Annotated in this window: 30 protein-coding genes and 1 tRNA gene; 13 read left to right on the forward strand and 18 right to left on the reverse strand. The window is 62.7% G+C overall.

The genetic code is table 11. The features are described from left to right. Nucleotides 1-10: 10 nt before the first annotated feature. Nucleotides 11-862 carry a LysR family transcriptional regulator gene (locus H7F35_RS27080; protein WP_187109622.1) on the forward strand — a complete coding sequence of 284 codons (852 nt, stop codon included), beginning with the start codon at nucleotides 11-13 and terminating at the stop codon, nucleotides 860-862. A 24-nt stretch (nucleotides 863-886) separates the two neighbouring features. On the opposite strand, the gene H7F35_RS34880 is transcribed toward H7F35_RS27080, so the two are convergent. The 3 genes from H7F35_RS34880 to H7F35_RS27090 form a co-directional block, all read right to left on the reverse strand. Further along, a complete protein-coding gene (locus H7F35_RS34880; RefSeq protein ID WP_261803368.1) occupies nucleotides 887-1,021 on the reverse strand; it encodes a hypothetical protein in 135 nt (44 codons plus the stop codon). Further along, entirely contained in the window at nucleotides 1,018-1,590 is a 573-nt protein-coding gene (locus H7F35_RS27085; protein ID WP_187109623.1) for a DUF4865 family protein, read from the reverse strand. Before H7F35_RS27085 ends, H7F35_RS34880 begins: the two co-directional genes overlap by 4 nt. Before the next feature lie 124 nt (nucleotides 1,591-1,714). Beyond that, complete coding sequence (locus tag H7F35_RS27090; RefSeq protein ID WP_187109624.1) at nucleotides 1,715-2,437, reverse strand: GntR family transcriptional regulator; 723 nt, start codon at nucleotides 2,435-2,437, stop codon at nucleotides 1,715-1,717. 132 nt (nucleotides 2,438-2,569) lie between these two features. Between H7F35_RS27090 and H7F35_RS27095 the strand changes: the two genes are divergently transcribed. Next, the gene (locus tag H7F35_RS27095; RefSeq protein ID WP_187109625.1) at nucleotides 2,570-3,547 is read left to right on the forward strand and encodes a VOC family protein; all 978 of its coding nucleotides are present in this window, start codon (nucleotides 2,570-2,572) and stop codon (nucleotides 3,545-3,547) included. Nucleotides 3,548-3,592: 45 nt separating this feature from the next. Beyond that, nucleotides 3,593-4,447, forward strand: a complete 855-nt coding sequence (locus H7F35_RS27100; RefSeq protein WP_187109626.1) for a fumarylacetoacetate hydrolase family protein — start codon at nucleotides 3,593-3,595, stop codon at nucleotides 4,445-4,447. Between the two features lie 4 nt (nucleotides 4,448-4,451). On the opposite strand, the gene H7F35_RS27105 is transcribed toward H7F35_RS27100, so the two are convergent. Beyond that, nucleotides 4,452-4,766, reverse strand: coding sequence for a hypothetical protein (locus H7F35_RS27105; RefSeq protein ID WP_187109627.1), 315 nt, complete (start codon nucleotides 4,764-4,766; stop codon nucleotides 4,452-4,454). A gap of 154 nt (nucleotides 4,767-4,920) precedes the next feature. Between H7F35_RS27105 and H7F35_RS27110 the strand changes: the two genes are divergently transcribed. From H7F35_RS27110 to H7F35_RS27140, 7 genes are all read left to right on the forward strand, one after another. Then, on the forward strand, nucleotides 4,921-5,181 hold the full coding sequence (locus tag H7F35_RS27110) for a hypothetical protein (protein ID WP_187109628.1): 261 nt from the start codon (nucleotides 4,921-4,923) through the stop codon (nucleotides 5,179-5,181). A 710-nt stretch (nucleotides 5,182-5,891) separates the two neighbouring features. Beyond that, nucleotides 5,892-5,968 (forward strand) — tRNA-Arg (locus H7F35_RS27115). A gap of 173 nt (nucleotides 5,969-6,141) precedes the next feature. Continuing rightward, nucleotides 6,142-6,429 (forward strand): Arm DNA-binding domain-containing protein, encoded by a 288-nt coding sequence (locus H7F35_RS35070; protein WP_187109629.1) that lies wholly within the window; start codon nucleotides 6,142-6,144, stop codon nucleotides 6,427-6,429. A 66-nt stretch (nucleotides 6,430-6,495) separates the two neighbouring features. After that, entirely contained in the window at nucleotides 6,496-7,200 is a 705-nt protein-coding gene (locus tag H7F35_RS34890) for a hypothetical protein (protein ID WP_261803369.1), read from the forward strand. Between the two features lie 38 nt (nucleotides 7,201-7,238). Next, a complete protein-coding gene (locus H7F35_RS27130; protein ID WP_261803370.1) occupies nucleotides 7,239-7,397 on the forward strand; it encodes a hypothetical protein in 159 nt (52 codons plus the stop codon). A gap of 39 nt (nucleotides 7,398-7,436) precedes the next feature. Continuing rightward, the gene (locus H7F35_RS27135; protein WP_187109631.1) at nucleotides 7,437-8,075 is read left to right on the forward strand and encodes a hypothetical protein; all 639 of its coding nucleotides are present in this window, start codon (nucleotides 7,437-7,439) and stop codon (nucleotides 8,073-8,075) included. 222 nt (nucleotides 8,076-8,297) lie between these two features. Then, the gene (locus H7F35_RS27140; RefSeq protein WP_187114519.1) at nucleotides 8,298-8,510 is read left to right on the forward strand and encodes a hypothetical protein; all 213 of its coding nucleotides are present in this window, start codon (nucleotides 8,298-8,300) and stop codon (nucleotides 8,508-8,510) included. Between the two features lie 172 nt (nucleotides 8,511-8,682). Here H7F35_RS27140 and H7F35_RS27145 read toward each other — a convergent pair whose 3' ends face one another. The 10 genes from H7F35_RS27145 to H7F35_RS27190 form a co-directional block, all read right to left on the reverse strand. Further along, the gene (locus H7F35_RS27145) at nucleotides 8,683-8,901 is read right to left on the reverse strand and encodes a helix-turn-helix transcriptional regulator (protein ID WP_187109632.1); all 219 of its coding nucleotides are present in this window, start codon (nucleotides 8,899-8,901) and stop codon (nucleotides 8,683-8,685) included. A 416-nt stretch (nucleotides 8,902-9,317) separates the two neighbouring features. Next, nucleotides 9,318-9,629, reverse strand: a complete 312-nt coding sequence (locus H7F35_RS27150) for a hypothetical protein (protein WP_187109633.1) — start codon at nucleotides 9,627-9,629, stop codon at nucleotides 9,318-9,320. Nucleotides 9,630-10,003: 374 nt separating this feature from the next. Continuing rightward, a complete protein-coding gene (locus H7F35_RS27155; RefSeq protein WP_187109634.1) occupies nucleotides 10,004-10,780 on the reverse strand; it encodes a hypothetical protein in 777 nt (258 codons plus the stop codon). Between the two features lie 421 nt (nucleotides 10,781-11,201). Continuing rightward, nucleotides 11,202-11,711, reverse strand: coding sequence for a nucleoside 2-deoxyribosyltransferase (locus H7F35_RS27160; protein ID WP_187109635.1), 510 nt, complete (start codon nucleotides 11,709-11,711; stop codon nucleotides 11,202-11,204). 448 nt (nucleotides 11,712-12,159) lie between these two features. Then, entirely contained in the window at nucleotides 12,160-13,224 is a 1,065-nt protein-coding gene (locus tag H7F35_RS27165; RefSeq protein ID WP_187109636.1) for a tyrosine-type recombinase/integrase, read from the reverse strand. After that, on the reverse strand, nucleotides 13,221-13,463 hold the full coding sequence (locus tag H7F35_RS27170; protein ID WP_187109637.1) for a DUF4224 domain-containing protein: 243 nt from the start codon (nucleotides 13,461-13,463) through the stop codon (nucleotides 13,221-13,223). The genes H7F35_RS27165 and H7F35_RS27170 overlap by 4 nt, the downstream gene beginning before the upstream one ends. Before the next feature lie 453 nt (nucleotides 13,464-13,916). Beyond that, complete coding sequence (locus H7F35_RS27175; protein ID WP_187109638.1) at nucleotides 13,917-14,606, reverse strand: hypothetical protein; 690 nt, start codon at nucleotides 14,604-14,606, stop codon at nucleotides 13,917-13,919. Nucleotides 14,607-14,630: 24 nt separating this feature from the next. Next, entirely contained in the window at nucleotides 14,631-14,906 is a 276-nt protein-coding gene (locus H7F35_RS27180) for a hypothetical protein (protein WP_187109639.1), read from the reverse strand. A gap of 15 nt (nucleotides 14,907-14,921) precedes the next feature. Next, nucleotides 14,922-15,203 carry a hypothetical protein gene (locus H7F35_RS27185; protein WP_187109640.1) on the reverse strand — a complete coding sequence of 94 codons (282 nt, stop codon included), beginning with the start codon at nucleotides 15,201-15,203 and terminating at the stop codon, nucleotides 14,922-14,924. Continuing rightward, complete coding sequence (locus H7F35_RS27190; RefSeq protein WP_187114520.1) at nucleotides 15,203-15,409, reverse strand: hypothetical protein; 207 nt, start codon at nucleotides 15,407-15,409, stop codon at nucleotides 15,203-15,205. Before H7F35_RS27190 ends, H7F35_RS27185 begins: the two co-directional genes overlap by 1 nt. Between H7F35_RS27190 and H7F35_RS27195 the strand changes: the two genes are divergently transcribed. Continuing rightward, nucleotides 15,335-16,960, forward strand: a complete 1,626-nt coding sequence (locus H7F35_RS27195) for a serine hydrolase (protein ID WP_187109641.1) — start codon at nucleotides 15,335-15,337, stop codon at nucleotides 16,958-16,960. The genes H7F35_RS27190 and H7F35_RS27195 overlap by 75 nt on opposite strands. Nucleotides 16,961-17,143: 183 nt before the next feature. On the opposite strand, the gene H7F35_RS27200 is transcribed toward H7F35_RS27195, so the two are convergent. Both H7F35_RS27200 and H7F35_RS27205 read right to left on the reverse strand, forming a co-directional pair. Continuing rightward, on the reverse strand, nucleotides 17,144-17,596 hold the full coding sequence (locus H7F35_RS27200) for a phage virion morphogenesis protein (protein ID WP_187109642.1): 453 nt from the start codon (nucleotides 17,594-17,596) through the stop codon (nucleotides 17,144-17,146). A 1-nt stretch (nucleotide 17,597) separates the two neighbouring features. After that, complete coding sequence (locus H7F35_RS27205; RefSeq protein WP_261803371.1) at nucleotides 17,598-18,059, reverse strand: phage tail protein; 462 nt, start codon at nucleotides 18,057-18,059, stop codon at nucleotides 17,598-17,600. Between H7F35_RS27205 and H7F35_RS27210 the strand changes: the two genes are divergently transcribed. Together H7F35_RS27210 and H7F35_RS27215 are read left to right on the forward strand one after the other, a co-directional pair. Beyond that, nucleotides 18,025-19,047 carry a phage portal protein gene (locus tag H7F35_RS27210; protein WP_187109643.1) on the forward strand — a complete coding sequence of 341 codons (1,023 nt, stop codon included), beginning with the start codon at nucleotides 18,025-18,027 and terminating at the stop codon, nucleotides 19,045-19,047. The genes H7F35_RS27205 and H7F35_RS27210 overlap by 35 nt on opposite strands. Before the next feature lie 150 nt (nucleotides 19,048-19,197). Then, nucleotides 19,198-19,968 (forward strand): DNA adenine methylase, encoded by a 771-nt coding sequence (locus H7F35_RS27215; RefSeq protein WP_187109644.1) that lies wholly within the window; start codon nucleotides 19,198-19,200, stop codon nucleotides 19,966-19,968. A 38-nt stretch (nucleotides 19,969-20,006) separates the two neighbouring features. On the opposite strand, the gene H7F35_RS27220 is transcribed toward H7F35_RS27215, so the two are convergent. Together H7F35_RS27220 and H7F35_RS27225 are read right to left on the reverse strand one after the other, a co-directional pair. Further along, nucleotides 20,007-21,011 (reverse strand): hypothetical protein, encoded by a 1,005-nt coding sequence (locus H7F35_RS27220; RefSeq protein WP_187109645.1) that lies wholly within the window; start codon nucleotides 21,009-21,011, stop codon nucleotides 20,007-20,009. A gap of 950 nt (nucleotides 21,012-21,961) precedes the next feature. Next, on the reverse strand, nucleotides 21,962-23,455 hold the full coding sequence (locus tag H7F35_RS27225) for a lactonase family protein (protein ID WP_187109646.1): 1,494 nt from the start codon (nucleotides 23,453-23,455) through the stop codon (nucleotides 21,962-21,964). Between the last annotated feature and the right edge of the window lie 1,028 nt (nucleotides 23,456-24,483).

A 24,483-nucleotide genomic window follows, 5' to 3' on the forward strand; every position in this document is an offset into this window, starting at 1 on the left:
CTGGCTTGCGATGAAGGCGCTCGACATCGAAGCGGTGCAGGCCTTCGTGCGGGTTGCCGACCTCAAGAGCTTCACGCGTGCGGCCGAAGCCATGGACAGCGCGCAGTCGGCCATCAGCCTCAAGGTCAAGCGTCTTGAAGAGGCGCTGGGCCGGCGTTTGCTTGAACGCACGCCACGGTCGGTGCGTCTCTCGGCGGAGGGACTGGCCTTCCTGCCCTCGGCGCGCAAGCTGCTGGCCGCGCACAGCGGCGCACTCGAGTCCTTCGGCGTGCAACAGCGCCGGCTGGTCGTCGGCATCAGCCACCACATCGTGGGCGCTGAGCTGCCGCTGCTGCTGCGGCAGATGAGGGATGCCGAGCCGCACGTGGTGATGGAGGTGCGCATCTCCACGTCGCACGAGCTGCTCGATGCTTTCGATCGCGGCGTGATCGATGCTGTCGTCATCCTGCGGCACGACAGCCGGCGGCTCGATGGCGAATTGCTGCTCGAAGAACAGTTCGGCTGGATGGCCGCGCCGGACTTCGTGCACCGCTCGGGCGAGCCGCTGCGGCTGGCCACGCAGGCAGAGCCTTGCAGTGTTCGCAGCATGGCGGTCGCCACGCTGGCCGGAGGCAAGGTGCCGTGGACCGAGGTGTTCGTGGGCGGTGGCGTGCTCACGGTCGGTGCTGCGGTTTCGGCCGGGTTGGCGGTCGCTGCACTGGGGCGGCGCGTGGCGCCGCTCGGAACCATCGACGTGGGGCCGGTGCTGGGCCTGCCGCCATTGCCGTCGCGCGATGTGGTGCTGCACACCAGCGTGTCCGATCCGCAGGGGCGCAGTGCATTGCGCTCTCTGTCGGCGGCGATCCGGTCGACGGCGGTGTAGTCCGCGACGCGAAGGCGCACGCGGCTACATCGACAGCAGCCGATGAGCCGCCACCGCCGCCAGCGCGGCGAGCCCGCAGATCGACACTGCCGCGATGCCGAGGCTCGCGAGATGCGCGAGCACCATCTCCGAGCGGCGAGGTGTGCGGATGCGGCTCATGCGAGCTGGCCGATGCCGGGCTTTGCCAGGTGCAGCACCTCGTAGACCGTGGCGCCGGCTACATGCTCCGGCGCACGGGCCGACAGCGTGAACCGGATCAGCCGCCATGCAGCGAGATCGAGCGCCGTCCAGACCGCAATGGTGTCCGGCCCTGAAGCCAGCGCGCGATTGCCCTCGGCCTCCGCTGCCTGCAAGGCGGCACGGTCCACCGCCGCATCGAGGGCGTGTTCTTCGCGAAGAAGCGAATGCGCCTGCTGCGCGCGGCCGGCGCCCGCGAGCGCATCCAGGGGCAACCAGGTTTCCACACGCGGTCGCCCGAAGGAATCGATCACGCTCTGAAAGCGCTCCCCCATGAGGAAGCGTGCAGCCGCTGCCGGGTCGAGCCAGAGATAGACCGATGCATAGAGGTGGCCCGTGGCGCCGTGTCGACCGCGTTCCTGCAAGACGAAAGCCTTGAAGGCGAGGCCTTCCGTGTCGTCCCACAACGGACCGCGCTGGGCCGCGCGTTGGCGGATCACCTGCATGTCGTAGTCGGCCGGCAGCCGGTGCGCGTACTGCATTGCGAACATCGCGTTGCTCCTTGTCGTGAATGGATCACGAGAGCTTGCACCTGCGCATGCGCCGGCAGAAGAGGGCGCGCGATATAGCTGTGATTCGCCAATGCAATGACCGGCGCGGCCGGCCAGGGCCGCGTCAGGGCCGGCGCTTGATCGGCTCTTCCACCGCGTCCTTGTTCGACGATGGACTCGCCTGCAGCGCAGCCAGCAGCAGGCGGCCGGTCATCTGCAGGTGCTCGGCGATCAGCGTTTGCGCCGCCTGGATGTCGCGGTTCAGCACGGCATCGACCAGCGCCTGGTGTTCGGCGCGCACGTCGCGCTTCTCGATGGAGAGGGGCGCCGACAGTTGCCGGTAGCGTTCGCTCTGCTGATAAAGCATCTGGTGCATGCGCAGCAGCCAGCTGTTCGGGCAGCCCGCCACCAGCGCGTTGTGGAACTCCGCATGGCCCGCGGTCCAGTCGGTGCTGAGCATGGTGGGCAGCGCGGTGTCGCGTTCAGCAAGGCGCGTGAGGCGATGGTGCGCGGCGACCACGCTGCCTTCCCAGGCCAGGTCGCCGTGGCGGATGGCTTCGGCGAGGCAGAGCTTTTCGATCTCGATGCGTGCCTTCACCAGTTCTTCGAGGTCGGTTGCCGAGATCGGGCTCACGCGGTAGCCACGGGCCGGCTCCGACACCACCAGTGCCTCGGCTTCAAGCATCGCCAGGCCTTCGCGCACTGCACCGGCGCTCACGTCGAGTTCTTCTGCCAGTGCCGCGATGTTGAGCTTGGAGCCGGGCAGCAGCCGCCCGCCCACGATGGATGTGCGCAGCTCGGTGAACACCTGCCGCGTCTGGCTCAAACCCTTCGTTTTCTCGTTCATCGCACTTCCGTCTCAGCGAAATCGGCTGATCATACTTGTTGCCTCTAATGATCCTTTGATTGATAAATAATAGGTTAAAAGAAAAATAATATATTATTCAGGCGAGCACGCAGAATCGATTGGAGACACGACATGGCCCAGATCCAGCTTCGCACCCGCAAGAGCCCGCATCGCGCGGCGCTGCATGGCGTTCATTCGCTCGACAGCTTCGTCTTCACCGTGCCCGACCTGGATGAGGCCGAGCGTTTCTACGATGCCTTCGGGTTGGCGCCCCGGCGCGAGGGTGCCCGGCTCGACCTGTACACCGAGAGCCATCCGCATGCCTGGGGCTCGCTGTACCAGGCGCCCGGCGTGAAAAAGCTGCAGTACCTGCGCTTCGCCTGCTTCGCGGAAGACTTCGATGCCATCGCCGCGCGCATCGAACGGCTGGGCGTGCCGCGTTGCGCGCCGCATCCGCTGGGCGACGACAGCGGCCTGTGGGTGCAGCACCCGGAGGGCTACCCGGTGCAGATCGTCGTGGCCGCGAAGAGCGCGCCGGACGACCGGAGCGAACTGGCCACTGAACCGCGCCCGCCGACCGGCACCGGCGCCTCGCTGAACCGGGCGCGCATTCCCAAGGTGCACCCGCGCCGGCTCTCGCACATCTTGCTGTTCTGCGCCCAGGTGCCCGAGGCCCTTCGCTTCTATGAAGAAGCCTTGGGCTTGCGCGTGACGGACCGTTCGGGCGACCACATCGTCTTCATGCATGGGGTTCACGGGAGCGATCACCACCTGATCGCGATGGCGAAGTCGGCCGGCCCTGGCCTGCATCACCTGAGCTGGGACGTTGCGAACATCGACGAGGTCGGCCGGGGCATGGAGCAGATGCTCGCCGCCGGCCACGTGCGCGGCTGGGGAGTAGGGCGCCACGTACTGGGCTCGAACTACTTCCACTACGTGCGCGACCCGTGGGGCAGCTACTGCGAGTACTCCTGCGACATGGACTACGTGCCCGGCGATTTCGACTGGGCCGCCGGCGACCACCCGCCCGAAGACTCCTTCTACGCCTGGGGCCCCAGGGTGCCTGAAGACTTCATCACCAATTTCGAGATCGAGCCTGCCAAGGCCTGACTCCTGCCTCTTCGTTCAATCCGCATCACAGACAAGGAATCCAACATGCGTCTCCTGGCCTTTCAACACAACGGCAAGCCCACTCTCGGCCTGCGTCTCGACAAGGAAGTCGTCAACCTCACGGCCGAAGGCCTGCCCGCCACGCTCGACGAGCTGCTGCGCGCCGGTCCCGATGCGATGGCCGCCGCAAAGCGCGCCGGCGACACCGCGCGCACGCGCCTGCCGTTGTCCGGCATCGACTGGCTGCCACCCGTGCAGTCGCCATCGAAGGCGATCGCGGTCGGCCTGAACTACGTCGACCACGCGGCCGAGAGCAAGTTCGATCCGCCGACCTACCCGGTGCTGTTCCATCGCTTTCCCTCATCGTGGGTCGGCCACAACCAGCCGATCGTGCGCCCACACGTGTCGACGCAGTTCGACTACGAAGGCGAGTTGCTGGTGGTGATCGGCAAGGCCGGCCGCTACATCAAGAAGGGCGACGCGCTGAACCATGTGGCGGGCTACTCGGTGTTCAACGACGGCTCGATCCGCGACTACCAGTTCAAGTCGGCGCAATGGATGATGGGCAAGAACTTCGACCGCTCTGGCTCCTTCGGCCCCGAGTTCGTCACCGCCGACGAACTGCCGCCGGGCGCAGCCGGCCTGAAGCTGCAGACGCGCCTGAACGGCACAGTGCTGCAGGACGCCAACACGCGCGACATGATCTTCGACGTTGCCACGCTGGTGTCGGTGTGCTCCGAACCGTTCGCGCTGCAACCGGGCGACATCATCATTGCCGGCACGCCCTCGGGCGTGGGCCTGGCGCGCAAGCCGCAGGTTTTCATGAAGGCCGGCGATGTGTGCGAAGTCGAGATCGAAGGCGTGGGTCTTCTGTCGAACCCCGTCGTCGACGGGGACTGAGCCGCTATGCCGGATGCGACGGTATGCGGTGCGTTTGCCGCCGCCGTTGCCGCAGCGCCAGCCACCACAAGAGCGCTGCGTTGATTGCCCAACTCACGGCGAGCAGCAGCAGCGCCGTATGGGCGATCCCGGGCGACAGGCCCAGGGTCAACAGGCTCAAAGACCATGGAAGCCCGCCCACGATGGCGACGAGCATGCCCACGTCGCTTTCCGGAACGATGGCGCAGGCCAGGATGCACACGATGCCCACGGCCGTGTAGATCGACGCCGCAAGGCGCCATCCGGAAAGCTGAAGCGGCCGTGAATTCGCGGTGGGCATACCGCAAGCTTCGCCGATTGCGCGATTCGACGTGAAGGCCTTCCGCGCGTAGGGATGTAGTGCTTTGGCGATGACCGGTGCTGTGGTCGGGCAACCGGCACTTCCCGTGCGTTCGTTTCTTCGGCCTGTCACTTGAGCGCGCCACCATGCGCGCATGACAGGCCAACTGATCTCCATCGCCCTGACCGTGGACCAGCACGACGGCGGCGACTATTTCTGGGTATTGCTCGAATCCTTCGACCACTCGATGGAGTTCGAGCCGCTGATGGAGGCGGCCGCAGGCTTCTCCACTTATGTCGATGCCTTGCAGGCGGGTTATGCCGTGCTGAAGGGGCTGTCGGAAAACCTGAACATCGGTCCACGGGAAGAGGCCGACGATCCGGTCGAAACGGCGGACGGCGGCACTTTTCTCTAGGCCCCTCGCGGCCGCCTTTCGCACAGGCGAAGTGCCGTGAAGAAACCCGAATCTCGAGGAAGAGATTCAGGGTAAACACCCGCGATTTTTGCCTCCTGCAGGTCTATGTTGGAAGCGTGACCCACTGTTGGAGACGAACATGTTGATGGTTACGAAAGTGGTTGCAGCCGGAGTGACTGCCCTCGCGTTTGGTGGCACACCCTCGCCGAACAGCGGCCCCGCCGACCTGTCCCGTTCTGCCGAGCCGGTCGTTGCCGCACAGGCTTATCCGGCGTCGCAGTGCACAAGCGGGTGCAACGTCTGGCGGCTGATGTACGACGGGCGCTGACGCTCGGCGGTGCGTCGACCGAAAGCGGCTCGGTGCCGCTTGAGCTTGCTTTTGCTCCATCGACAGCACTGGCTGTCTCCAGGCAAACACGTGGTCCTGAATGCTCGACGGCAATGCAGCCGCGCGAGCGGCCTTCATTGCATTGATGCCGCCGATCGACATGAAGCTATTGCGTGTTTTTGCGATGCGCTTGACTGAGGGGGCGAGGCGAAGAAGTGGGTAGAATCCGGCCTTCCCGGTCTGCAGAAGAAGCGGCTAAGTCGTTGATTTGCTTGGAATGTCGCCCTGCATTGGGATCAGACGGTCGAAGTTTCGAATCTCTTCGCCCGTCCCAGCATTTTTTCTTCGGCGCGCGTTTTTCGCTTCTGCCCGACCCGGAAATCTGCCCGTAGCTCAGTTGGATAGAGCACCTGCCTTCTAAGCAGGTTGTCGGGGGTTCGATCCCCTCCGGGCAGGCCAATTGAGTGCTTCACGAAGCCCCGCAAGGCACCACAAACCCCCACTTTCCCTCTGTAGAAGCGCATTGTTTGCTCCACGAGCAATCACGATGAACTGCTGAGATTCGTCAAAATTGGGGGAACATACGGGGGAACGGGTACAGTTTCGGCTTCTCTCGCCGGATTTGTTCCCCCATGCTCACCGACACTGCCTGCAGGAAGACCATTTGCCCAGCTGACAAGCTGCGGCTGCGCCTCGCCGACTCGGGCGGCCTCTACCTGCAGATCGAGCCCAGCGGCTCCAGGCGCTGGTTCTGGAAGTACCGTGTCCGCGCCGAAGTAGAACTGAGCCACTGGCTCAGTTTCCGGTCGGCGCCAACACCGCGTGCGAAGAAGGCTGCGGACACCGATGCGGACATACAAGGAATGTCCGCAGCAGGTGCAATGTCCGCACTGGTGTCCGCAGGCCCAGTGGCCAGATAACGTGGCACGCGCGGCCGGGAAAGGTGTCGAGGAGGTTCACAATCCGCTCCCAGGATGGAGTGAGAAATGAAAGAGAAATTTCTGAGCTGGGGCACGCTGCTGTGCCTCGCAGTGCTGACCTGCCTGCTGCTTGTGCACGCGCTTGCGATCTTTCCCGGCGTGCCAGCAATACGCTGGTTTTTCGTGACTTGTGCTGTAGTGCTGGGGCGCTTGGACGTGCCCGCTTGGGTTCAGGCAGTCGGTTCGGTTGCAGCGATAGGTGCCGCTATCGCAATTGCGTCGTGGCAGCGCAGCGAAGAGCGCACCGCATCGCACGTTCGCAATTTGGCTGCCGCTCGCGTCGTTGCGGTTTCCGTGCAGCCAATGCTTGACGTCGCAGCATTCACATGTCAAAGCATGTTGGAGACGCTCAGCACCGTGACCGAGCATGACGCGGCTACAGTGGCCAAGTTCTTTCACTCGGTATTTGCTCGGCTCAACCTTCCAAGCGAGGATCAATTGTTGAGATTGGTGCTGGCATTCCCTGAGATCGCCGAGACGATTGCGACCGGGCTCAGCGCCCAAAAGCGTGTGGGCCACGTGCTCGACGTCCTCGTTACGCCGTACGAAGGCTCGCAGACCGAACAGCTGCGCAACTTGCTGGGCTCGGAGTTCAATTTGAAGACCGCGCACGACAATTTGAAAAAGGCCCACGGGTTGTTAGCCCAGGCCCTTTGCTCGCTAGATGCCCAAGCCCACCCGCACCGCCGAGCAGCTGCAGGCCCCTTCTGATAGAGCGCATCGAAGCCATTCCCGATCTGCGCGGCCAGATGACCGACGTGCACTGCGCCGGCGTCGTTGGAACTGGTCTCAGCGGTGACGACGGGCCCAGCTGGACGGTTCCGGTGCGCACTGACCGCGGCACGCACCGCACCGACATCGCGCGGATCATCCGCACGCTGCAGGGGCAGTTCGACCTGGAGGATTGAGGCCAGCGATACTCCTGCCATTGAATGACGGAGGTAGAGATGCGTAGAGCAGCCGGTTGGGCGCTGGTCGCGTTGGTGGTGGCAGGAGTGTTTTTCGCTCTGCGAGTGATCTTTATGAGGCATCGCCCTGTGTCGCCTGGTGATTGGGCGGCATGGGTCCAGGCGGTTTTCTCGGTGTTCGCGATACTGGCGAGCGTCGGTCTGGTTCAGTGGCAGCAGAGGCTTGAGGCCAAGCGCGCGGAAACGGCAGACGCAAAGCAGGCCCGCCGTGCGAAGACCGATGTTGTTTTGATGTTGCAGTACGTCGCGGCGCAGTTGAAGCGAACCAACATCTTTGCGAACTACCAGCTGGACAACGCGACCAATCGTGTTGTGTATCGAGACATCGCAGGCGAGTTCCGCCTGCTTGTCGGAACGCTGGAGAAATTGCCTTTCTCCGAGGTAACTTTGCACGGGCAGCTGGATACCTACCTTTGCCTTCGCCGTGCAGCTGACGACTTGGTTGTGATGTACGCCACCGATCCACAGCAGGGCGACGGCTTCTACCTTGCGAACCGCGGCCGTTTGGAAGAGCTGAGGAAGATTTGCAGTGGATTCCAGGTGAGCTTGGCCGAAAAGATTCAACAGCTCGATCCGGTGTTGTATGAGCAACGGAAGGAAGAAATGCTGCGGCTCTAGCGGCCCTACGCCGGCTATGTGGCGGCCTGTGATCACGCTGCGGCCCTCCCATGAATCAGCGTCTCGTGCGCGAAGTTGGCATTGGTCAGCGCGCTTCCCATGAATGCGGGACCCTGACGGGCTCGCCAGCGCATGCGCAGCGTGAGAGCATCGTGCCAAGCCGTCCATCAAGTACGGGGGAGCCGGGCGCCCGATCCTGCTCGGCACGAGGAGACCAAAATCATGAAGACAACATTGCTCGCCATCCTGCTCGCGGCCGCCGCCGGCAGCTCCAACGCAGGCTCCCTGGCCATGCCGGGCAGCCTGGGATTTAGCCCCACTGGCGCTTCGTCGGCGCCGATCTTCGAGGCGGCCAATCGGTCGGGCAGCCGGCGCGTCGGTGGACGCAGCAGTAGCGGCAAGGGCAGCCACTACGTGGGCGGGCGCCGCAGGTAGACCGGCCGGGCCCGGAGCGGGTCCTTCTGCGCAAACTGGGCGACGCGGGCATTGCGCGCGCCCGTTTCTCGGGACCGTTTGAGAAAAAGAACAGCGTTACACGGTCGCGTTACACGGCTGCTTTCCCAATGAGGACCGTGTAATGCTGAGCCTCGCGCGTTACACGAGAGCGTTACACGCTGCGCCCGGCGTTGCCTGCTGCACGTGCACGCCGTTCCTCACGTGCTGCGATCAGCTTTTCGATGTACGAATCGATTTCCGTGTCGAGCCAGAAATTGCCGTTGCACTGCTTGAGCGGCGCCGGGAAGTCACCCGTCTTGACCTTCTCGTAGATGGTGGATTTGCCGAGGCGAACGCGCTCGGACACTTCGGGTAGACGCAGCAACTTCATAGGGTGGATCCTCCGCGCGATCAATCGTATTGCTCTGGCAGTCAGCTCCGAGCCGTTGCGGCTCTATCAGCGACGCACGTAGCTCTTCGCACCGGTATCGCTGAGACAGTACTGTCCACCCCGCGGGCCCGTGCAGATGTTGTTCGAGCGGCATGAACAGTCGTTCCCGGCCGCCGTGCGTTGAGGTGCGACGAAGTTGAGCGCCGGTGCGCCCAACTCGGCCGAGCAGTTCTTCTTCGAGCCGCTGATCGATCCGTCATTGCAGATGAACAGCGTGCCGTTGCACCGGGCGACCCCGCCTTTTCCTCCGGAGCAAGGATAGTTGGCTGCAGAGACTCCGCTCCCGATCAGTGCTGCCGCGGCCAGAAGCAGCTGTGGCCATCTCGTGCGGCTCAGTGCCCGGTCGGGGCGGCTCATTAGCGGAAGGTGCGATTGAGGTGTTTGGTGGCCATGACCAGCCACACGCCCACAGCAGCAATGCCGATGCTCATGGCGAAGCCGGCCGCGCTTTCAGGAATCCACCAGGTGGGCAACGCAGGGTAGGCGTCGGCCAGACTGCGAGTGACAGCGTCGGTGATTCCCAGCTTGGCCGGCACCGCAATTGCCCGGAGGGCGAGCACCCCCCAGATCCCCACTATCGTGGCAAGCCCTCCAGCAGTGAAGAGTGCTTTGCCCCACCCGATGACCGTCTTGGGCTTCTCGAGCATCAGGATCGTCAACCATTCCATTTCCTCACCCCCTCTTTTGTGAATCGCCGATTGACCGCATTCTTTGGGATGAGCCGCATGGGCGCAATGAGGGTTGCCTCGCGTAGTGCAGCCCCTGCACGGCCGGGCTGACGCGCGAGCGGGAGTCTTGGCAAAGTTCGCTGACGCTGCCAGCATCGCTGGCACAGCCTGTGAGCGGTACGCCGTCGCCACCGAGCCCTGAACGATAGGGGCTCTATTTCCGGCTCAATTTTGAGCTGGCATCCCCCGCTCTGGCTTCGGCCGGGCGGGGGATTTTGTCGTTTGGGGCGCGGGCATGAACTCGCGCAAGTTCGCGAGTTTCCCTCCGTGCTATGGCCGCCGCCGTCTGCTTGCGCGCAGCCGGCAACCTTCGCCTACGTGAGGTCGCGCATGCAACGCGTTGAATAGATCAAGCTGCGCGCTGACATAAGGAAGATGACCGAATGCGTGGGGTCGTAACTGGTGGCCGTATTCACGCTGACCGGGTTTGAAAAATGCCTTGAGTCAGCCAGCCAGCTGGAGCCGGAGCTGACGGTGCCAGGATACGGTACAAACAGGTTACTAAAAATAGTCTGGGCGCCGCCGGTGAGTTCGCGGATGACAGGCAAGTACCAGTCTGCGTAGCCGCCCAAGGTGCTGTCCATGCAGGTTTTCGCTGCTGAGGCTTGACCTGGAAATTGAGCAACGATGGCCTGCGTCGCCGCCCGTCCGTCGATGAAATTCTCTACCAAGAGGGCACCATCCGGGCCCCAGATTTCTCCGGCCGACGCGAGCGACAGGGCCAATACTTTTCCGCCCGCACTAGTCGTCGTGCCCGTGCTGTCGTCCAGCGAATACACGTACCCGCCCTGATACACGCTGCCGTAGGCCAAGATGGAGACCGCTGTGGCAATCGGGTCAGTGTTCTCGCCCTGAATGCTCAGAACGATAGGAACCGGGGCGATGTCGGTCGGCGCTGCGCTGGGCGTCGCTCCGGGTGTGACCGTCAAGACGCAGGTGCCGCCAGAAGTGATCGGGCCGCAAGCCGAAGGAGTGATCGTCGTGCCGGAAGGCAAAGCCGGCGAGACCGTATAGGTGACAGCCTTTGCTTCATACGTTCCTGAATTCGTGATCGTGATGGTGCGCGGTGTCCCCGTGAGGGCTGCATTCACTCCTCGCGCATTCACTGACAGCGCAATCTTCGAGACGCTGGATGAAAGCGTCGTCGGCGTTGGTGCGGGCGGGGCTACTGGGGGCGAGACCACCGGTGGGGTGGGCGCGGCGGGTGCAGGAGCCGGAGCGGAGGTGGGAGCTGGCACCAAGGGAAAAGTGATCCCACCACCACTTCCTCCTCCACCGCCGCACGCCGTAATAAGGAGCGTTGCCAGTACGCCGCCGATCCTCTGAAGACGAAGTCCCCGATGTTGTTTTGCCATCTTTGCAACTCTCTTGTCACTTTTTGTAGCGCAAGAGTTTACTTAGAATGGTTGTCAAGGCATCCCTGAAAATGGGTATAAATTATTCCAATGGCCGGCCTGAGTGCCGCCTCCGGCACCATCTGCGAACGGTACGCCGACGCGGTAGAGCCGGCCGTTACCGCAGCAACGTCGCCATCACCTTGATCGCCTCGGTTGCGGTTGGTGCAGTGTGCGTTGAGCAGGACAGCATGAGGTTCATCGACAGGCCGAAATCTTCGATTGCGGCCCCGCTGGCGTCCCGCAGCACACCTTGCGTGTCGCGCACTGACTGGACGCGGCTGGCGTAGCTGCTCGGCGGCACGCCGTAGGCCACCACTGGCAGGCCCAGCGCCACGGCAACGCCCACCTCGAACACGGTCCCGGAGTCGGGCTCCGCGCCGCGGAAAGGCGCTACGTTGGCGATGACGCCGTCCGCCTCACTCAGCAGGCCCATGTTTACGTTGTAGATCGCGCGGGCCAGCGCCAGTCCGTTGAGGCCTGCAGCGGCCGCGCCATCATCGGACGGGACGAGCGCTTCCATGCCGAGCGCATTGCATGCGCGCACAAGAGCCGCGAAGTGCTGCACGGCGTCGGGCCGGAACACGTCAGGGCCGGCGAGATAGACGCGGGGGCGGGCGATTGGCATGGCGCGACGGGTTAGTACCTTCAAAGCGGGGGAACGGACGGGGGAACATTTCGCACGCCAACGTCGGGAATCGAACACTGGCGCGGCCCGTAGCTCGACCTTCAATCCCCTCCGGGCGCAAGCGAAATTGAGTGATCCATCGCGCGGTCACCTTGGCCCATCAAGATCCCGCATGTCTTCATACGATCCAAGGCCGTCTGCCGTCTGCGCTGAAGAATCGCAACCCAGTGAAGCAGGCCCAGAAATGCAAAATGCCTGCAACAACATAGGTCATTGCAGGCATTCACATTTTTTGGTCGGGGCGAAAGGATTCGAACCTTCGACCCTCTGGTCCCAAAACAGACCGAGTTTCCATAAGAATCAACAGCTTAGCGCGAAATCTTCTAACGGACGCATCACCTTCGGATGCCCCTTTTCCCTCTGAGCGAAAAACGCCGTTAGAAGGATTTCAGCGTGTTGCACTGGTCTTTTTTGCGCGCTTGTGGCGCACGTAGTCGGCGGTCTGGGTTTGCGTGCTGTGGCCGCCCATCGTCTGTGCCTGGCCAATGCCGCGGTCGGTCACGCCATCGATGTCGGTGAGCGCCTTGGCGCGCAGATCATGGAAGTGGGCGTTCTTGACTTCGGCCCGCTCCCGTGCTCGCGTCCAGGCCGTCGACGCGCCGTCGTAGGTGTACGGCTCGCCCTTCAGCGTGGAGAACACATACCGCATGCTGACGGGCTTAGCCTTGCCCGGCTTTCCCTTCTGGCCCGGTACCGGCGGCGGGTGCTTCAGACGCTCGATGACCGCCTTCAACTTCGGGGTCCATTCGATCAGGATGCGCACCGCCGTCGAGTCCTCGGTCTTGGCAGGCTCGAAGAGGATCCCTTCCTTGCGGATCTGCGACCACTCCAGCGTCAGCAGGTCGCTGATGCGCTGGCCGGTCAGGTAAGCCATGTCGATCAGGCTGCAGATGGTGTGCCCAGACCGCGTGCGCTTGCCGTCGTCGCCGTAGCAGGCCGCCACCTTGATGCGCCGCAGCTCGCTGTCCGTGATGTATCGGGTGCGCGCCTTCACCTTCTTCGTCTTGACTGGGTCTACAGGATTGCTTCCGGCCGGACGGAAGCCCTTTACCTCGGCGAATCGCAGGCGCTCGCGCAGGGCAGCTCGGTAGGCGTTGTAGCTGCGTGGCTGCAGATCCCAGGTATCCAGGAAGTCGATCACGATGGGCGGCGTGACCTCACGGGCCCGGAATTCCGCGAAGGCTTCCGAAATCGCCTTGTTGTGCGTTCGGTCGTCGGCCTGGGTTTTCGCGGTGTGCTTGCTGCCGATTTCCGTCATCCAGGCAGCGCACAGCTTCGGGATCATGTCGTCGAGAGATTTGTCGGTCTCGATTTTGGCCAGTGCCATGTACATGGCCGAGCGCCCATCTCTGACCCGGCATAACTTCGTCCATGTCCGCGACTTGCCGTCCGCCGCCACGTGGTAGTAGCTGCCGCTCTTCTCGTAGACCCTCGGCGGTAGGTCGCGCTTCATGCTCTCTTCCTTGTGACAGGTCGAAGTTTGGGCTCATTTGCCGGCTTGCTGGCACCAGCACAGACGGCATCGTAGTGCGGCCGCTCGAGGATTACGCTGCCATCAACGCGTGACCGACGTGTGCGATAGAACCCTTGCCGCTGAAGCTCGGCCAACTGTTCGGCGGCTCGCCTGTAGCCAGTGAGCTGATGCAATTCTTTGCGCGTCAGGATTGCACTTGTTGGATCAGCGGTCGGCATAGGGTTGCCTCCTTCGCAAAGTTTGGGAATTACTCGCTACCGCCGAAGGCAGCGGCAAGCAAAAGCGATTCGTCTGCGAGCATTTGCAGGCTAACCAGCGCTGGCGGTGAGTCACGCGGGAAAACTGGGCTGCGCGAAAGTAGTAGGGGTGGGGTTTGGTTTCCCCCTCTCGACGAGCACAGCCCCATATGTCAGCATCCGACTCCCAAAGAGGAGAGAACCATATGAGAACTGCTCGAGTTGTTTTTGCGGTGCTTGCCATCGTGTTCACATCTGCCGTTGCAACGGCAGCACCGCCAGAGTGCAAAGAGCCGAATGCGCCCAAAGAGTGCTTCGTTAAGCCGCCACCACCGCCCCCGCCACCGCCAACAAAAAAGTAAGCGGCCTCAGTGTTTGGCGTAGGAGGGGTGTAGGGATACAACGAGTCGCACCCCGAAAAAAGGCCGGGCGCGCTCATGCCCGGTCTATTGTGATTTTGAGCGTCCGCGCCAGCGATAAAACACTGTCTCGCAGCGCTTCGAGGCTTCCGTCGTTCTGCAGCTCGAAGTCAGCTGCGATCTGGTGTCGCTCGCTGCTGTGATGTGCCGTATCCGTGCCAAGGGTGGTGGCGTTCGGGCTGTACACGCAGACCAGGCTGACGCGGACCCCGAGGGAGTGCAATGCCGCAAGTTCGACGGGATCTCGTAGGTCGGTGATCGCGAAGCGACGGAAGCCCACAGAGGCCTGCCGGCTGATCCAGCGGCAGACGATGTCGGCGTAGTAGGTCGGGCGATAGCGCCGCTGGAAGTCCGCCCAGTGCTGCATTGCCCAGCGCGGGCTGCGCGGCTCGTGCAGGCTCTCCCCTGCGTCGAAACACCAGCTGATGAAAGCCGGCTCGCTGCACATGCCCACGGCAAGCGCGGGAATCGACCATTCCTTCGTCGGCCGGTGGTTGAGCATCCGCTCGTCGATGCGCCAGGCAGACGCGATCTCGCGCCGCAGTGCATCGCCGAACGCGATGGTCTCGAACTGGCAGTGGTTGAGCAGCACGGCAGCGGCGCTGTCCTTGCCGGCGCCCGTCTTGCCGGTGAAAGCGATCACGGTGACGCCGTGCTGCGTGGCCTTGCCGCAGCGGCGCGGCGATTCAATGTAGACACGATTCATGCTGGGTCTTCTTTTTGGGGTGGATCAGTCGTCGTCGCGCTCGCCTGATGCGGCGCGCTTGCAATCGAAGAAGGGAAGGCCGCCCGTGGGCGGTGGGAAGGGCCGGCAGGCCGCAGCGCGCTGTGCACGCACGGGCAACGCGCCGGCGGCGCTCGGATGCTGGGCCGCGAGGCGCACCATGCGGCTGCGCACGCTGTCACGCATCACGGTCTCGAAGTCCTCGGCCCACCGAAAGCGCGCCGCCATGCGTGCGCAGGCTTCGCGCAGCAGTTGGTCGGTGGGCTCGATCGCGTGGGCCATGTCGGCTTCGCCAGGTCAGCGCCAGGCCGGCATGTCGAGATGCCGCGCGTTGGGGCCGCAGCTGCCTTGCGCGGAGCGCGCAACGTCAAGGGCTTCGGGGCCACCCGAGAGGCGCGCTGCCGGGCTATCGCACAGCAGGCCACCAGTGCGACCGGTGACGTGCGAGCACAGTTCGCAGGCGCGGAAGGCCGTGGCCAACGCAGGCACGGGAAACTTGCTGTGCCCAACGCACGGTGGCGACACGAGCAACACCTTGGCGGCGGGCATGGCGCCGATCTCTGCAACGTCGAGCACCATCACTTGGCACCTCGCGCCGGCATGGTCACCACGTTGTCGAGTTCGAGGCTCTGCTGGCGCTCTGCGGCCTTGCGCTGCGCTTCACGCGTGAGGACGCGGCGCGCGGCCTTGAAGGTCTCGCGGATGTCCGTGTGTGCCGAGTCCCGGTACTTGAAGCCGGGCGCGTAAATGCTGCGCGTCGGCATGGTCTTGCGAGGGGCGTTCATGCCGACCTCCGCACGCTGAGCATCGAGCACGGCATCGCCAACACGCCGCGCACTCGCATGCGCATCGGCTCGACGTCCAAGCACTTTGCCTGCTTGGCCGCGTTGCTGCTGGCAGAGGAAGGCAAGCTTTCCATCGACGATTCGATCCATGCGCATTTGCCGGAACTGCCGCGGCTGTCCAAGGTCGCGCCCACGCTGCGCCAGCTGATGAACCACACGAGCGGCTGGCGTTGCCACATCGCTCTGTCGTGCAGTAGCAGCGGCGACGCTGTTCAACCCAAGGGCGCGGGCTTGGCGTTGCTGACGCGGCAAGGCGAACTCAACTTCGATCCAGGCACCCGCATGCTCTACTGCAATGGTGGCTATCACCTGCTGACGCACGTGATCGAACGCATCAGCGGGCAGCGCTTTGAAAGATTCCTCGCCGAGCGCATCTTCGAACCGCTAGGCATGCACGACACCGAGTCGGTGCCGAGCGATTTCGACATCAAGCCCGGCATGGCCACGCTGTACCAGGCCTTGCCCACGGGCGCCGCAGGAAGCGACGCCGAATGGCGGCGTGGCATCTTCCCGGTAGAAGACATTGGCGGCGAGGGCGCGATCGTCTCAACGGTCGACGACATGCTGCGCTGGATCGCGCATCTGCGCGGCAGCGACAAGCGCGTAGGAAGTGCTGCGAGCTGGGCGCAGATGACGGCGCCGACAGTGCTCGCCGATGGCGCGGTCACATCCTACGGGCTTGGGTTAATGCGGCATTCGTACCGGGGCGTCGAGGTGGTCCGCCATGGCGGGACGGTGATCGGCGGCACGTGCCAGATGCTCACGGTGCCGGCGCATGCGCTGGACATCTCGATCATGACCAACGGCGCCAAGACGTCACCGCGCGCGCTGGCGTGGAAGATTGTCGATGCCTTGTTGGCGGCGCATCTCGGCCCACCGCCCGCGCATGTGCCCTCGGCGGAGCGTCCGGCGCTGATGGACCAGCCCTACTATTCGCCCGCCACGGGTGTGCTGGTCCGCTTCGGCGATGCGGAAGGTCGGCTCGGGCTGTCATGGCTGGGATCGCCGCCCATGCCATTGCGATCGGAACTCGGCCGGCTGTCGCTGGCGAGCGAGGACAGCATGATGGCGCCGATCAGCATCAAAACGACGGGCCTAGACGGCGACGTCGCACCCGCCTTCATCACGCTCACCGTGGGCGGTTCGGTGCATCGGTTCGCACACATGAATGCGCCGGCTCCAAGTGCGGCCGATCTCGCGCCGCAGCTGGAGGGGCGCTATCGCGTGCCCGACATGGACGCCACGGCACGCATCGCGCGCACGGGCGGCACGCTGCGGCTGCACGTCCAGGGCCCGTACGGCAGACGCACCTTGCGGTTGCAGCCACTCTCGACGGATCTGTTCATGATCGCGAGCGACGGCCAGCCATCGTCCACGCCCACCGTCGGGGTGATCCGCATCGATCGCGACGCCGACCGGGTCTTAGGCTTGCGCCTGGAGGAGGGACGCACCCGTGGACTGCGCTTTATCCGCGAGTACCCGGATGCATGAGGATTTCGCGCGCGGCATGGCGCCGGCGTGAGCCAGCCGTGCCCTAGGGAAGGTCTGCCACGCCGATTCTGAAGCTAGTCTGACGTCCGCTTTTGGCGCCACTGAGCGAGCGGCAGTTCTTGGCCGAGCGCGGTCCCCGAATCGTCGCACGAAACCTCTCTACAAGTTCGGTGAAACACGACATCAGCCTGCGAGGTGCTTCAGCAGCAGATCCTTGATCAGCTCGCGTTCGGCGTAGGTGAGGCCCAGAAGACCGCGCGCCGGGTACTGATAACTTGGGCCGCCGGGTTGCACAAGATCGCGAAGGCCAAAGTGGTGAACGCGGGCGATGCGTGCCGTGCGACCGAAGAAGCCAACCGCGACGCCTTCCTCATCGGTCTGCACTTTGAGGTGGCGCGCTGCGCGCAGCTTCTCGAACATCGAGCGGCGAATCTTGCCCTTCTGCAAGCGCGCCTGCGTCGTCTTGCGTGGCTCGTAGGCGCTACCGTCCGGGTTGCGCTGGCCGGCGATTCGCGCGGCCTGCTCACGCCGCAGTGCCTGCCCGATGGTGCGTGCGAGTGCCCGCCGTTTCGGCACCGTCAACGCGGACAGCAGCGGGGTAGCCCAGTCCTCGAGCGCGCGTAGGTCGTCGGCCATGTCAGTTCTTCGCAGGCTCGAAGTCCCACGCCGCGAGCCGCTGATCGCCGAACCACACTTCGATGCGCTCGGCGCGCTGCACCACGCCGACGTGCGGGGGCTCGGCTGCGTGCTTCACGTTGTAGCGCCTGGTCGTCTCGGGCGAGTCGGGATCAGCACCGGGCGAGACGATCACGCGCTCGGTCAGGTCCAGCTCGATGGACAGGTCGATGGTTTCCTTGTTCAGGTATTCGGCCTCGAAGCGGAAGCTGCGCTCGCGCAGATCCGGGTTCTCAAGGATCTCGACCTGTTCGGTGCGAAGCCAGGCCAGCATCGGCACCATGATGGCGTCGGCGTGGCTGCTGTAGTCGAGCACCACCAGCTTCAGGGTGTAGCGATAGACGAACGACAGCGACGCGGCGCCGGCGCCCACGATCTTCCCATTGGTGATGAAGATCGACAGCTTGTCCGGGTCGTTCTGCAATTCGGGCGTGGCGGCGGTCACCTTCGGTGACCCGACCCCGGTGATGGATGGCCGCGAGGTGCTCGACTACATCGAGTGCTGGATGAACGGGCGCTGGTACGAGCCGCCGGTCAACCTGCACGGGCTCGCGCGGTCGTTTCACGCCAGTACGCACCACAGCAGCTCGATCTACTTCAAGCGCAACATCCTGCTGAGCACGTTCCAGCCGCACAAGCTCTTCGACCGTGCGACCTTCAGCGCTTATGCGCTGGACTATTTGACCTTCGGCAACGCATACCTCGAGCGGCGGGACTCGCTGACGCGGCGCCCTGTGAAGCTGCAGCACTCGCTGGCGAAGTACATGCGCCGCGGCATCGATCTCGAAACCTACTTCTTCGTGCGTGGCTGGCAAGACGAACACGAGTTCAAGGCGGGCAGCGTGTTCCACATGCGCGAGGCCGACATCAATCAGGAGGTGTACGGCTTGCCGGAGTACCTGAGCGCGCTGCAGTCCGCCTGGCTCAACGAGAGCGCCACGCTGTTCCGCCGGCGCTACTACAACAACGGCAGCCATGCCGGCTTCATCCTGTACATCAGCGACGCGGCGCAGCAGCAGGGCGACGTCGATGCCATCCGCGACGCGCTGAAGAACAGCAAGGGACCGGGCAACTTTCGCAACCTGTTCCTCTATGCGCCCAACGGCAAGAAGGACGGCGTGCAGCTGATCCCGGTGAGCGAGGTCGCTGCGAAGGACGAGTTTTTCAACATCAAGAACGTGAGCCGCGATGACGTGCTCGCGGCCCATCGCATTCCGCCGCAGCTGCTGGGCATCGTGCCGAGCAACACGGGCGGCTTCGGCGCCGTGCTGCCGGCGGCTCAGGTCTTCGCACGCAACGAGATCAAGCCGCTGCAGGACCGGTTCAAAGAGATCAACGAGTGGATCGGCGAGGAAGTCGTGCGGTTCACCGACTACGAGGTGCCCAAGGGCGAGGCGACGGTCGCGCCCTGAATCACAAAAAAAGACGGGCGACCTGTGCCGGTGTTGTAGCACCTGCGCAAGCCCCGAAATGCAGAACGAGCCTGCAAGCCGGCGAGGCCCGCCACCCTGTACAGAGTGGGCCAAGCCTATCAGTAATTTTTAGTGTCAAAGGCTTGCACAATGGAAATCTCAGCGAAACCCCTCGTGCCATGGATCGGTGGCAAGCGCCGCCTCGCGAAGCACATCCTTCCCCTGTTCCCGGAGCACACCTGCTACGTCGAGCCATTCGCTGGCGCGGCTGCGCTCTTCTTCTTGAAAGAGCCCGCGAAGGTCGAAGTGCTCAACGACGTCAACAGCGACCTGGTCAACCTCTACCGCGTGGTGCAGCACCACCTTGACGAGTTCATGCGGCACTTTCGGTGGGCGCTCACGAGCCGGGAGATCTTCGGCTGGCTCAACGCGACCCCGCCAGCCACGCTGACGGATATTCAGCGGGCGGCGCGGTTCTTCTATCTGCAGAAGCATTCGTTCGGCGGCAAGGTCGAGGGGCGCACGTTTGGCACAGCGACCTCGTCGCCCGGCCGGATGAATCTCCTGCGCATGGAAGAGGATCTCAGCGCGGTGCATCTGCGGCTGCACCAGGTGACCATCGAGCGAATCGACTGGGCCGCTTGCGTGGAGCGCTATGACCGCAGCCACACGTTGTTCTACCTCGACCCGCCCTACTGGGGCACGGCTGGCTATGACGTGCCGTTCGGCCTCGAGCAATACGACCGCATGGCTGAGCTGCTCAAGTCGATGAAGGGGAGGGCTGTAGTCAGTGTCAACGACCTGCCGGAGATGCGCAAAGCGTTCGCAGGGCTGAAGCTGCGCCCGCTGTCGATCACATACTCGGTCGGCTCGGCCGAGCACCGTTCGCCATCGCGCGAGCTGCTGGTCACCAACTTTTAGTCTTCGGGCATCGATTTCCAGCTGGTGAGCTTAGAAAACTAGATGCCGGACATTATGGAAAGTGACGAATTCAAATCAATATCGATGTGCGATTGATTTTCGATAAATTCGTGTGCAAGGTGAAGTGCGATGCTGGCTTCGTCGCGCGAGGCCGTCGCGGGCATCCTATGCGCAAGTCGATTTCGCACTTTGCGAGTTGCATCTACTTTTCTGAAAGTTTCCCAATCGAGCAGTCCCGCGAATTCGAGATGCTGAACAATCATGCTGATGGTCAGCTCTTTTGTGAGATATCTTTCTCGATCTTTTCCAAACCGAAGAACTCCATCAGGCATTGTTTTGTTTTCTGTTTCGAGGAATTTTTCCCAAATCGCGTTGAGATGAAACTCAATAAGAAACCAAGCAAGCACAACGGCGGTTTCGTAGTTTCCCTGTTTATATTCGGAAAGGCCTTTGGCAAGTGAGTTGAGGAGTCGCAGCAGCTCCGGCTCAGTCGCGGCCCGCTTGTAGCGCGTAACTGCGTGATGTATGACGCTCGACGGCAAAGTGCTTCGCAGCATCAAGCGATTGAGGAGTTGAGGAGTATTTGCTTGAGATGGAAGTCGATCATGTTGCAAAACACCGGCGAAACTACCCGTGAGAGTCTGCATGCCTAAAAATTCGTCGTTTTCATCCAAATGAATGGTGAACGCATCTCGCAGCGTGATTTCGTTGAGATTGAAAAACGATGCGCTGCTGCATCGAATCGTCGCACTGTCGAGTAATAGGTAAAGAGAATTGATGTGTTCCAAATAGTTGCGCCATAGCTTAATTGTTTGGTCTATGTTGGGGAGAGGTGTTGATTCTTTTCTATCTAATTTTCCAACGCTCAACATCAATAACCCATCTCGAGCAATTTTCAAAGTAAATTTCTCGAAAACACACGCGTAACAGATTTCCCCCATGCTTTTTGCAAAAGCTGGAGAGCCAATATTTTCTAGATTTGCTGGGGCATCGACCCAAAAGGCTCGGGGCGTGTAAAAGGCTAAAAATCGCTGGGTATTCATGCGGCTCCTTGTAACTACTTGCTAGCGTAGCGGCAAAACAGAGTGGATATCACCTCCGCCGAGCAGCGGACTCATGGCTGCGCCCGCCGCAGCAACCACCTCCAAACCCCTCCACTTTGCTTTTCGTGGGCCTGGCGGCCCTCCAGCGGCCCTTGCAGGCGTCATATGCGGCGGAAGCTGCTTCGGGCGAGGGCATCTCTGCCCGTGGCGCGCGGTCTTGACCCCGCCACGCCTGCCCGCTAAATGGGCCTCTTCTGACGGCCCTGTCGGAAGGGCGCGCGCCCAGGCGCCATGCCGCCCGGCGGCCAGCCCGCGCTCCCTCGGCGGCGACGGGTTCTGACTGCTTTTCGTATCCAAAAAGGGGCAGCTTTGGCATGTCTCGGGGGAAGAACCCCGGGAGCGAATCCAGTTTGGGTTCGGGCAAAACCTAATTTTCTAATCGTGGGGGCAAAACCGTCCGCAAACCCGCATGGCGCCTAGCGCTGGGCTGGTTAGGTCACTTTCTAATCTGACCTAACCTCAAACCTAATTTCTCTGTAAGTTGTTGATTTATATAGGGTTTTGTTTTTTCGAAAATCAGAAGACAACACCCTAATCTGGTTAGGTCTAAATTAGAAAAAAGTTAGGTTTGCTTGAAGTGCTGAAACCCGCATGGATAAAGGATCTGCGGGGTGTTTCGGGTGGTCGATTAGGAAAATTAGGCTTTTCCCGACCCCTCACCGGAATTCTGGATGGCGTGTGGCTGGGCCGAGCGGCGGCAAGGGCCGTTGGTGTCGGCTTTCCGGGCGAAACAAAGCCCGCCGAAGCGGGCTGATGACGGGGTCTGCTGGTGAGGGGTTATGGGGCTACGTTGGCATGCTGCTCCCCCGGCGCGCGGTCTAGCACCCACCGAACTGGCGCCGGCGCGTACTGGGTACGGTCCTCTTTCGAAGCTCGCGCGCCATTTCAAGTCAAGGCTGAGCCACCGTGATGGAGTAGGGGCCAAATCCCGCGCGGAAGGGACTGCCCGTGATGGCGGTGAGCGCGCCGGTGGCAGCATCGATGTTGTAGGCCGAGACGGAGTCGCTGCCTACGTTCGCCGTATAGGCTAAGGTGCCAGCGGGGTTGACCGTGATCGCCCAGGGGCCGAATGCCGTGGCGAACGGGCTGCCCGTGATGGCGGTGAGCGCGCCGGTGGTGGCATCGATGCGGTAGGCCGAGACGCTGCTGCCGCCAGTGTTCGTCACATAGGCGAAGGTGCCTGCGGGGTTGACTGTGAAGGCGATGGGTCCGGATCCCGTGGCAAACGGGCTGCCCGCGATGGCGGTGAGCGCGCCGGTGTCGGCATTGATGCGGTAGGCCGAGACGGTGTTTTCGCCAGCGTTCACCACATAGGCGAAGGTACCTGCTGGATTGACGGTGACGGAGTTGGTACCGAATCCCGCGGCGAACGGACTGCCCGCGATGGTAAGCGCGCCGGTGTCGGCATCGATGCGGTAGGCCGAGACGGTGCTGTCGGTCCGATTCGCCACGTAGGCGAAGGTGCCTGCCGGGTTGACTGCGACGGAGAAGGGTTTGACTCCCGTGGGGAACGGGCTGCCCGTGATGGCGGTGAGCGCGCCGGTAGCGGCATTGATGCGGTAGGCCGAGACGGTGTTGTCGTCAGCGTTCGCCACATAGGCGAAGGTGCCTGCGGGGTTGACCGTGACGGAGGAGGGGGCACGTCCCGAGGTGAACGGGCTGCCCGTGATGGCGGTGAGCGCGCCGGTGGCAGCATCGATGTTGTAGGCCGAGACGGTGTTGCCGCCAGCGTTCGCCGTATAGGCGAAGGTGCCTGCTGGGTTGACAGTGATGGAGTAGGGGGCACCTCCCGTAGTGAACGGGCTGCCCGTGATGGCGGTGAGCGCCCCAGTGGCAGCATCGATGCGGTAGGCCGAGACGGTGTTGCCGCCAACGTTCGCCACGTAGGCGAATTGCTGCCTGGTGGCACAGGCCACGCTCACGTTGCTCACATTGCTCGTGCCAATGACGCCAGTCCCATTCGTCACCACACAGGCCTTAGTCCGGGGCCGCGTACCGACCGTCACCGTATAGGCCGCTCCGGTGACCAGACCGGATGCGGCCTGGAATGTCCCGTTCTGTGCCACCACCACAGGCTGGCCATTGCCCAGCAGTGTGACCGACTCCCCCGTGGCCAGACCCGAGAGCGAACCGGTGACCTGGTAGGTCGCCGTGTTGCCCGAAGCCGGCGGGGAGGGCACACTTTCGTTGCCCGAAGCCGGCGCGGAGGGCACACTTTCGTTGCCAGAGGCCGGCGCGAAGGGCAGGCCACCACCGCCGCCACTCCCACCACCACAAGCCAGGAGCGCCAGCGTCACAGCGGCCGCGAGGCTCAAGCCGATGCGTCTTGGACGCCCCGACGGAAGAAGCGCGACAGCGGCGCGGTGCATGAAAAGCTTGGGCATGGAATTGGGCATCGGAGAACAGGTGCAACAAAATGTGAAGTTGTGTAAGCCTAGTCACCTCATGACGAGGAGTCACTCACCAAAACGTGTGAGTGCGCACAGGATCCCCCGAGGGGCCCGCTCGCAGGTGCAGTGCGGAAGCCGTGGCCGAAAAGGGCTGTCAGCGGGGGCGGTCGGAGCAAGTTCGGCGGCGTTGCTTGCTTGTGTTGCCGTGACGACCGGCAGCTTTGGACAAAGTCGGAAGACCGCAGTGGGCCGATTCTGTTGAAAAACTCGAGTGGTGCCCTCTTGGGCACATTTGCGGGGGTGGTCAAACCATTCCGCGGGTCGCGATCGTCGATCCTGGATCGATCTGAGAGGTCGATTTTCGCCACGGGGCAGCGGTGAACGCTGCGACCGAGTTTTTCAACAGAATCGGCCCTAAGCCGACGGTGGACTTGGTCGTCAAAGCGGTCATTGATTCAAAGCGCGGCTTGATCGCGCAGCCCGAAACGTGCTCTTTAGTGCCCGGTTCCTGCCTGCTTGCAGGCTATAGTTGCCCAGCTAAAGCTTGCCGTGTTTCGCGAATTTTTATACCTGAATGTTTGAACGGCAGAGGGGGTGAAAACCCAAGCTACAAGCCACTTTCAGGAGAACTTGGTGTCTAGAACAACCCGCACCGCCCAGCTTATCCCGCAGGTTTTGTGGGATACATTGCGTCAGGCGCCACCCTGTCCCTCGTCATGAAGATCACTCCGCTGACACCCAAACAGTTACAGCATTTCGTACAAAGGGGCTGTACTGAACCGACGCAATGCTACGCAAACTGCGCGCGAATTGTGTACGAATTGGGAGCGGGGAATTACGTTCTTTGCCGAGTAACCGATTCATTAGGCCGCCGGCACGGCCATGCGGTCGTACAGATCAACGGAGATTACTTCGATCCCACGCTTCAGAAGAATGCGCGACTATCGGGTCTGTACGCGTTTTTTCGGTGCTTTACCAGAGATGAATTGATAAAATTCATGAAGGAAAGTGGGGCGGAGTTT

It is taken from the genome of Variovorax sp. PAMC26660, assembly GCF_014302995.1.
Lineage (GTDB): Bacteria > Pseudomonadota > Gammaproteobacteria > Burkholderiales > Burkholderiaceae_C > Variovorax.

Excerpts from the sequence above, each read along its gene's own strand:
- H7F35_RS27215 (WP_187109644.1), top strand. The coding sequence starts at position 19,198 with ATGGAAATCTCAGCGAAACCCCTCGTGCCATGGATCGGTGGCAAGCGC.
- H7F35_RS27160 (WP_187109635.1), bottom strand. The coding sequence starts at position 11,711 with ATGCCAATCGCCCGCCCCCGCGTCTATCTCGCCGGCCCTGACGTGTTC.
- H7F35_RS27100 (WP_187109626.1), top strand. The coding sequence starts at position 3,593 with ATGCGTCTCCTGGCCTTTCAACACAACGGCAAGCCCACTCTCGGCCTG.
- H7F35_RS27150 (WP_187109633.1), bottom strand. The coding sequence starts at position 9,629 with ATGGAATGGTTGACGATCCTGATGCTCGAGAAGCCCAAGACGGTCATC.
- H7F35_RS34890 (WP_261803369.1), top strand. The coding sequence starts at position 6,496 with ATGAAAGAGAAATTTCTGAGCTGGGGCACGCTGCTGTGCCTCGCAGTG.
- H7F35_RS27220 (WP_187109645.1), bottom strand. The coding sequence starts at position 21,011 with ATGAATACCCAGCGATTTTTAGCCTTTTACACGCCCCGAGCCTTTTGG.
- H7F35_RS27200 (WP_187109642.1), bottom strand. The coding sequence starts at position 17,596 with ATGGCCGACGACCTACGCGCGCTCGAGGACTGGGCTACCCCGCTGCTG.
- H7F35_RS35070 (WP_187109629.1), top strand. The coding sequence starts at position 6,142 with ATGCTCACCGACACTGCCTGCAGGAAGACCATTTGCCCAGCTGACAAG.
- H7F35_RS27140 (WP_187114519.1), top strand. The coding sequence starts at position 8,298 with ATGAAGACAACATTGCTCGCCATCCTGCTCGCGGCCGCCGCCGGCAGC.
- H7F35_RS27170 (WP_187109637.1), bottom strand. The coding sequence starts at position 13,463 with ATGCCGACCGCTGATCCAACAAGTGCAATCCTGACGCGCAAAGAATTG.
- H7F35_RS27135 (WP_187109631.1), top strand. The coding sequence starts at position 7,437 with ATGCGTAGAGCAGCCGGTTGGGCGCTGGTCGCGTTGGTGGTGGCAGGA.
- H7F35_RS27145 (WP_187109632.1), bottom strand. The coding sequence starts at position 8,901 with ATGAAGTTGCTGCGTCTACCCGAAGTGTCCGAGCGCGTTCGCCTCGGC.
- H7F35_RS27095 (WP_187109625.1), top strand. The coding sequence starts at position 2,570 with ATGGCCCAGATCCAGCTTCGCACCCGCAAGAGCCCGCATCGCGCGGCG.
- H7F35_RS27190 (WP_187114520.1), bottom strand. The coding sequence starts at position 15,409 with ATGAACGCCCCTCGCAAGACCATGCCGACGCGCAGCATTTACGCGCCC.
- H7F35_RS27105 (WP_187109627.1), bottom strand. The coding sequence starts at position 4,766 with ATGCCCACCGCGAATTCACGGCCGCTTCAGCTTTCCGGATGGCGCCTT.
- H7F35_RS27185 (WP_187109640.1), bottom strand. The coding sequence starts at position 15,203 with ATGGTGCTCGACGTTGCAGAGATCGGCGCCATGCCCGCCGCCAAGGTG.
- H7F35_RS27210 (WP_187109643.1), top strand. The coding sequence starts at position 18,025 with ATGAAGATCGACAGCTTGTCCGGGTCGTTCTGCAATTCGGGCGTGGCG.
- H7F35_RS27180 (WP_187109639.1), bottom strand. The coding sequence starts at position 14,906 with ATGGCCCACGCGATCGAGCCCACCGACCAACTGCTGCGCGAAGCCTGC.
- H7F35_RS27110 (WP_187109628.1), top strand. The coding sequence starts at position 4,921 with ATGACAGGCCAACTGATCTCCATCGCCCTGACCGTGGACCAGCACGAC.
- H7F35_RS27085 (WP_187109623.1), bottom strand. The coding sequence starts at position 1,590 with ATGTTCGCAATGCAGTACGCGCACCGGCTGCCGGCCGACTACGACATG.
- H7F35_RS27130 (WP_261803370.1), top strand. The coding sequence starts at position 7,239 with ATGACCGACGTGCACTGCGCCGGCGTCGTTGGAACTGGTCTCAGCGGT.
- H7F35_RS27165 (WP_187109636.1), bottom strand. The coding sequence starts at position 13,224 with ATGAAGCGCGACCTACCGCCGAGGGTCTACGAGAAGAGCGGCAGCTAC.
- H7F35_RS27080 (WP_187109622.1), top strand. The coding sequence starts at position 11 with ATGAAGGCGCTCGACATCGAAGCGGTGCAGGCCTTCGTGCGGGTTGCC.
- H7F35_RS27225 (WP_187109646.1), bottom strand. The coding sequence starts at position 23,455 with ATGCCCAAGCTTTTCATGCACCGCGCCGCTGTCGCGCTTCTTCCGTCG.
- H7F35_RS27090 (WP_187109624.1), bottom strand. The coding sequence starts at position 2,437 with ATGAACGAGAAAACGAAGGGTTTGAGCCAGACGCGGCAGGTGTTCACC.
- H7F35_RS34880 (WP_261803368.1), bottom strand. The coding sequence starts at position 1,021 with ATGAGCCGCATCCGCACACCTCGCCGCTCGGAGATGGTGCTCGCGCAT.
- H7F35_RS27175 (WP_187109638.1), bottom strand. The coding sequence starts at position 14,606 with ATGAATCGTGTCTACATTGAATCGCCGCGCCGCTGCGGCAAGGCCACG.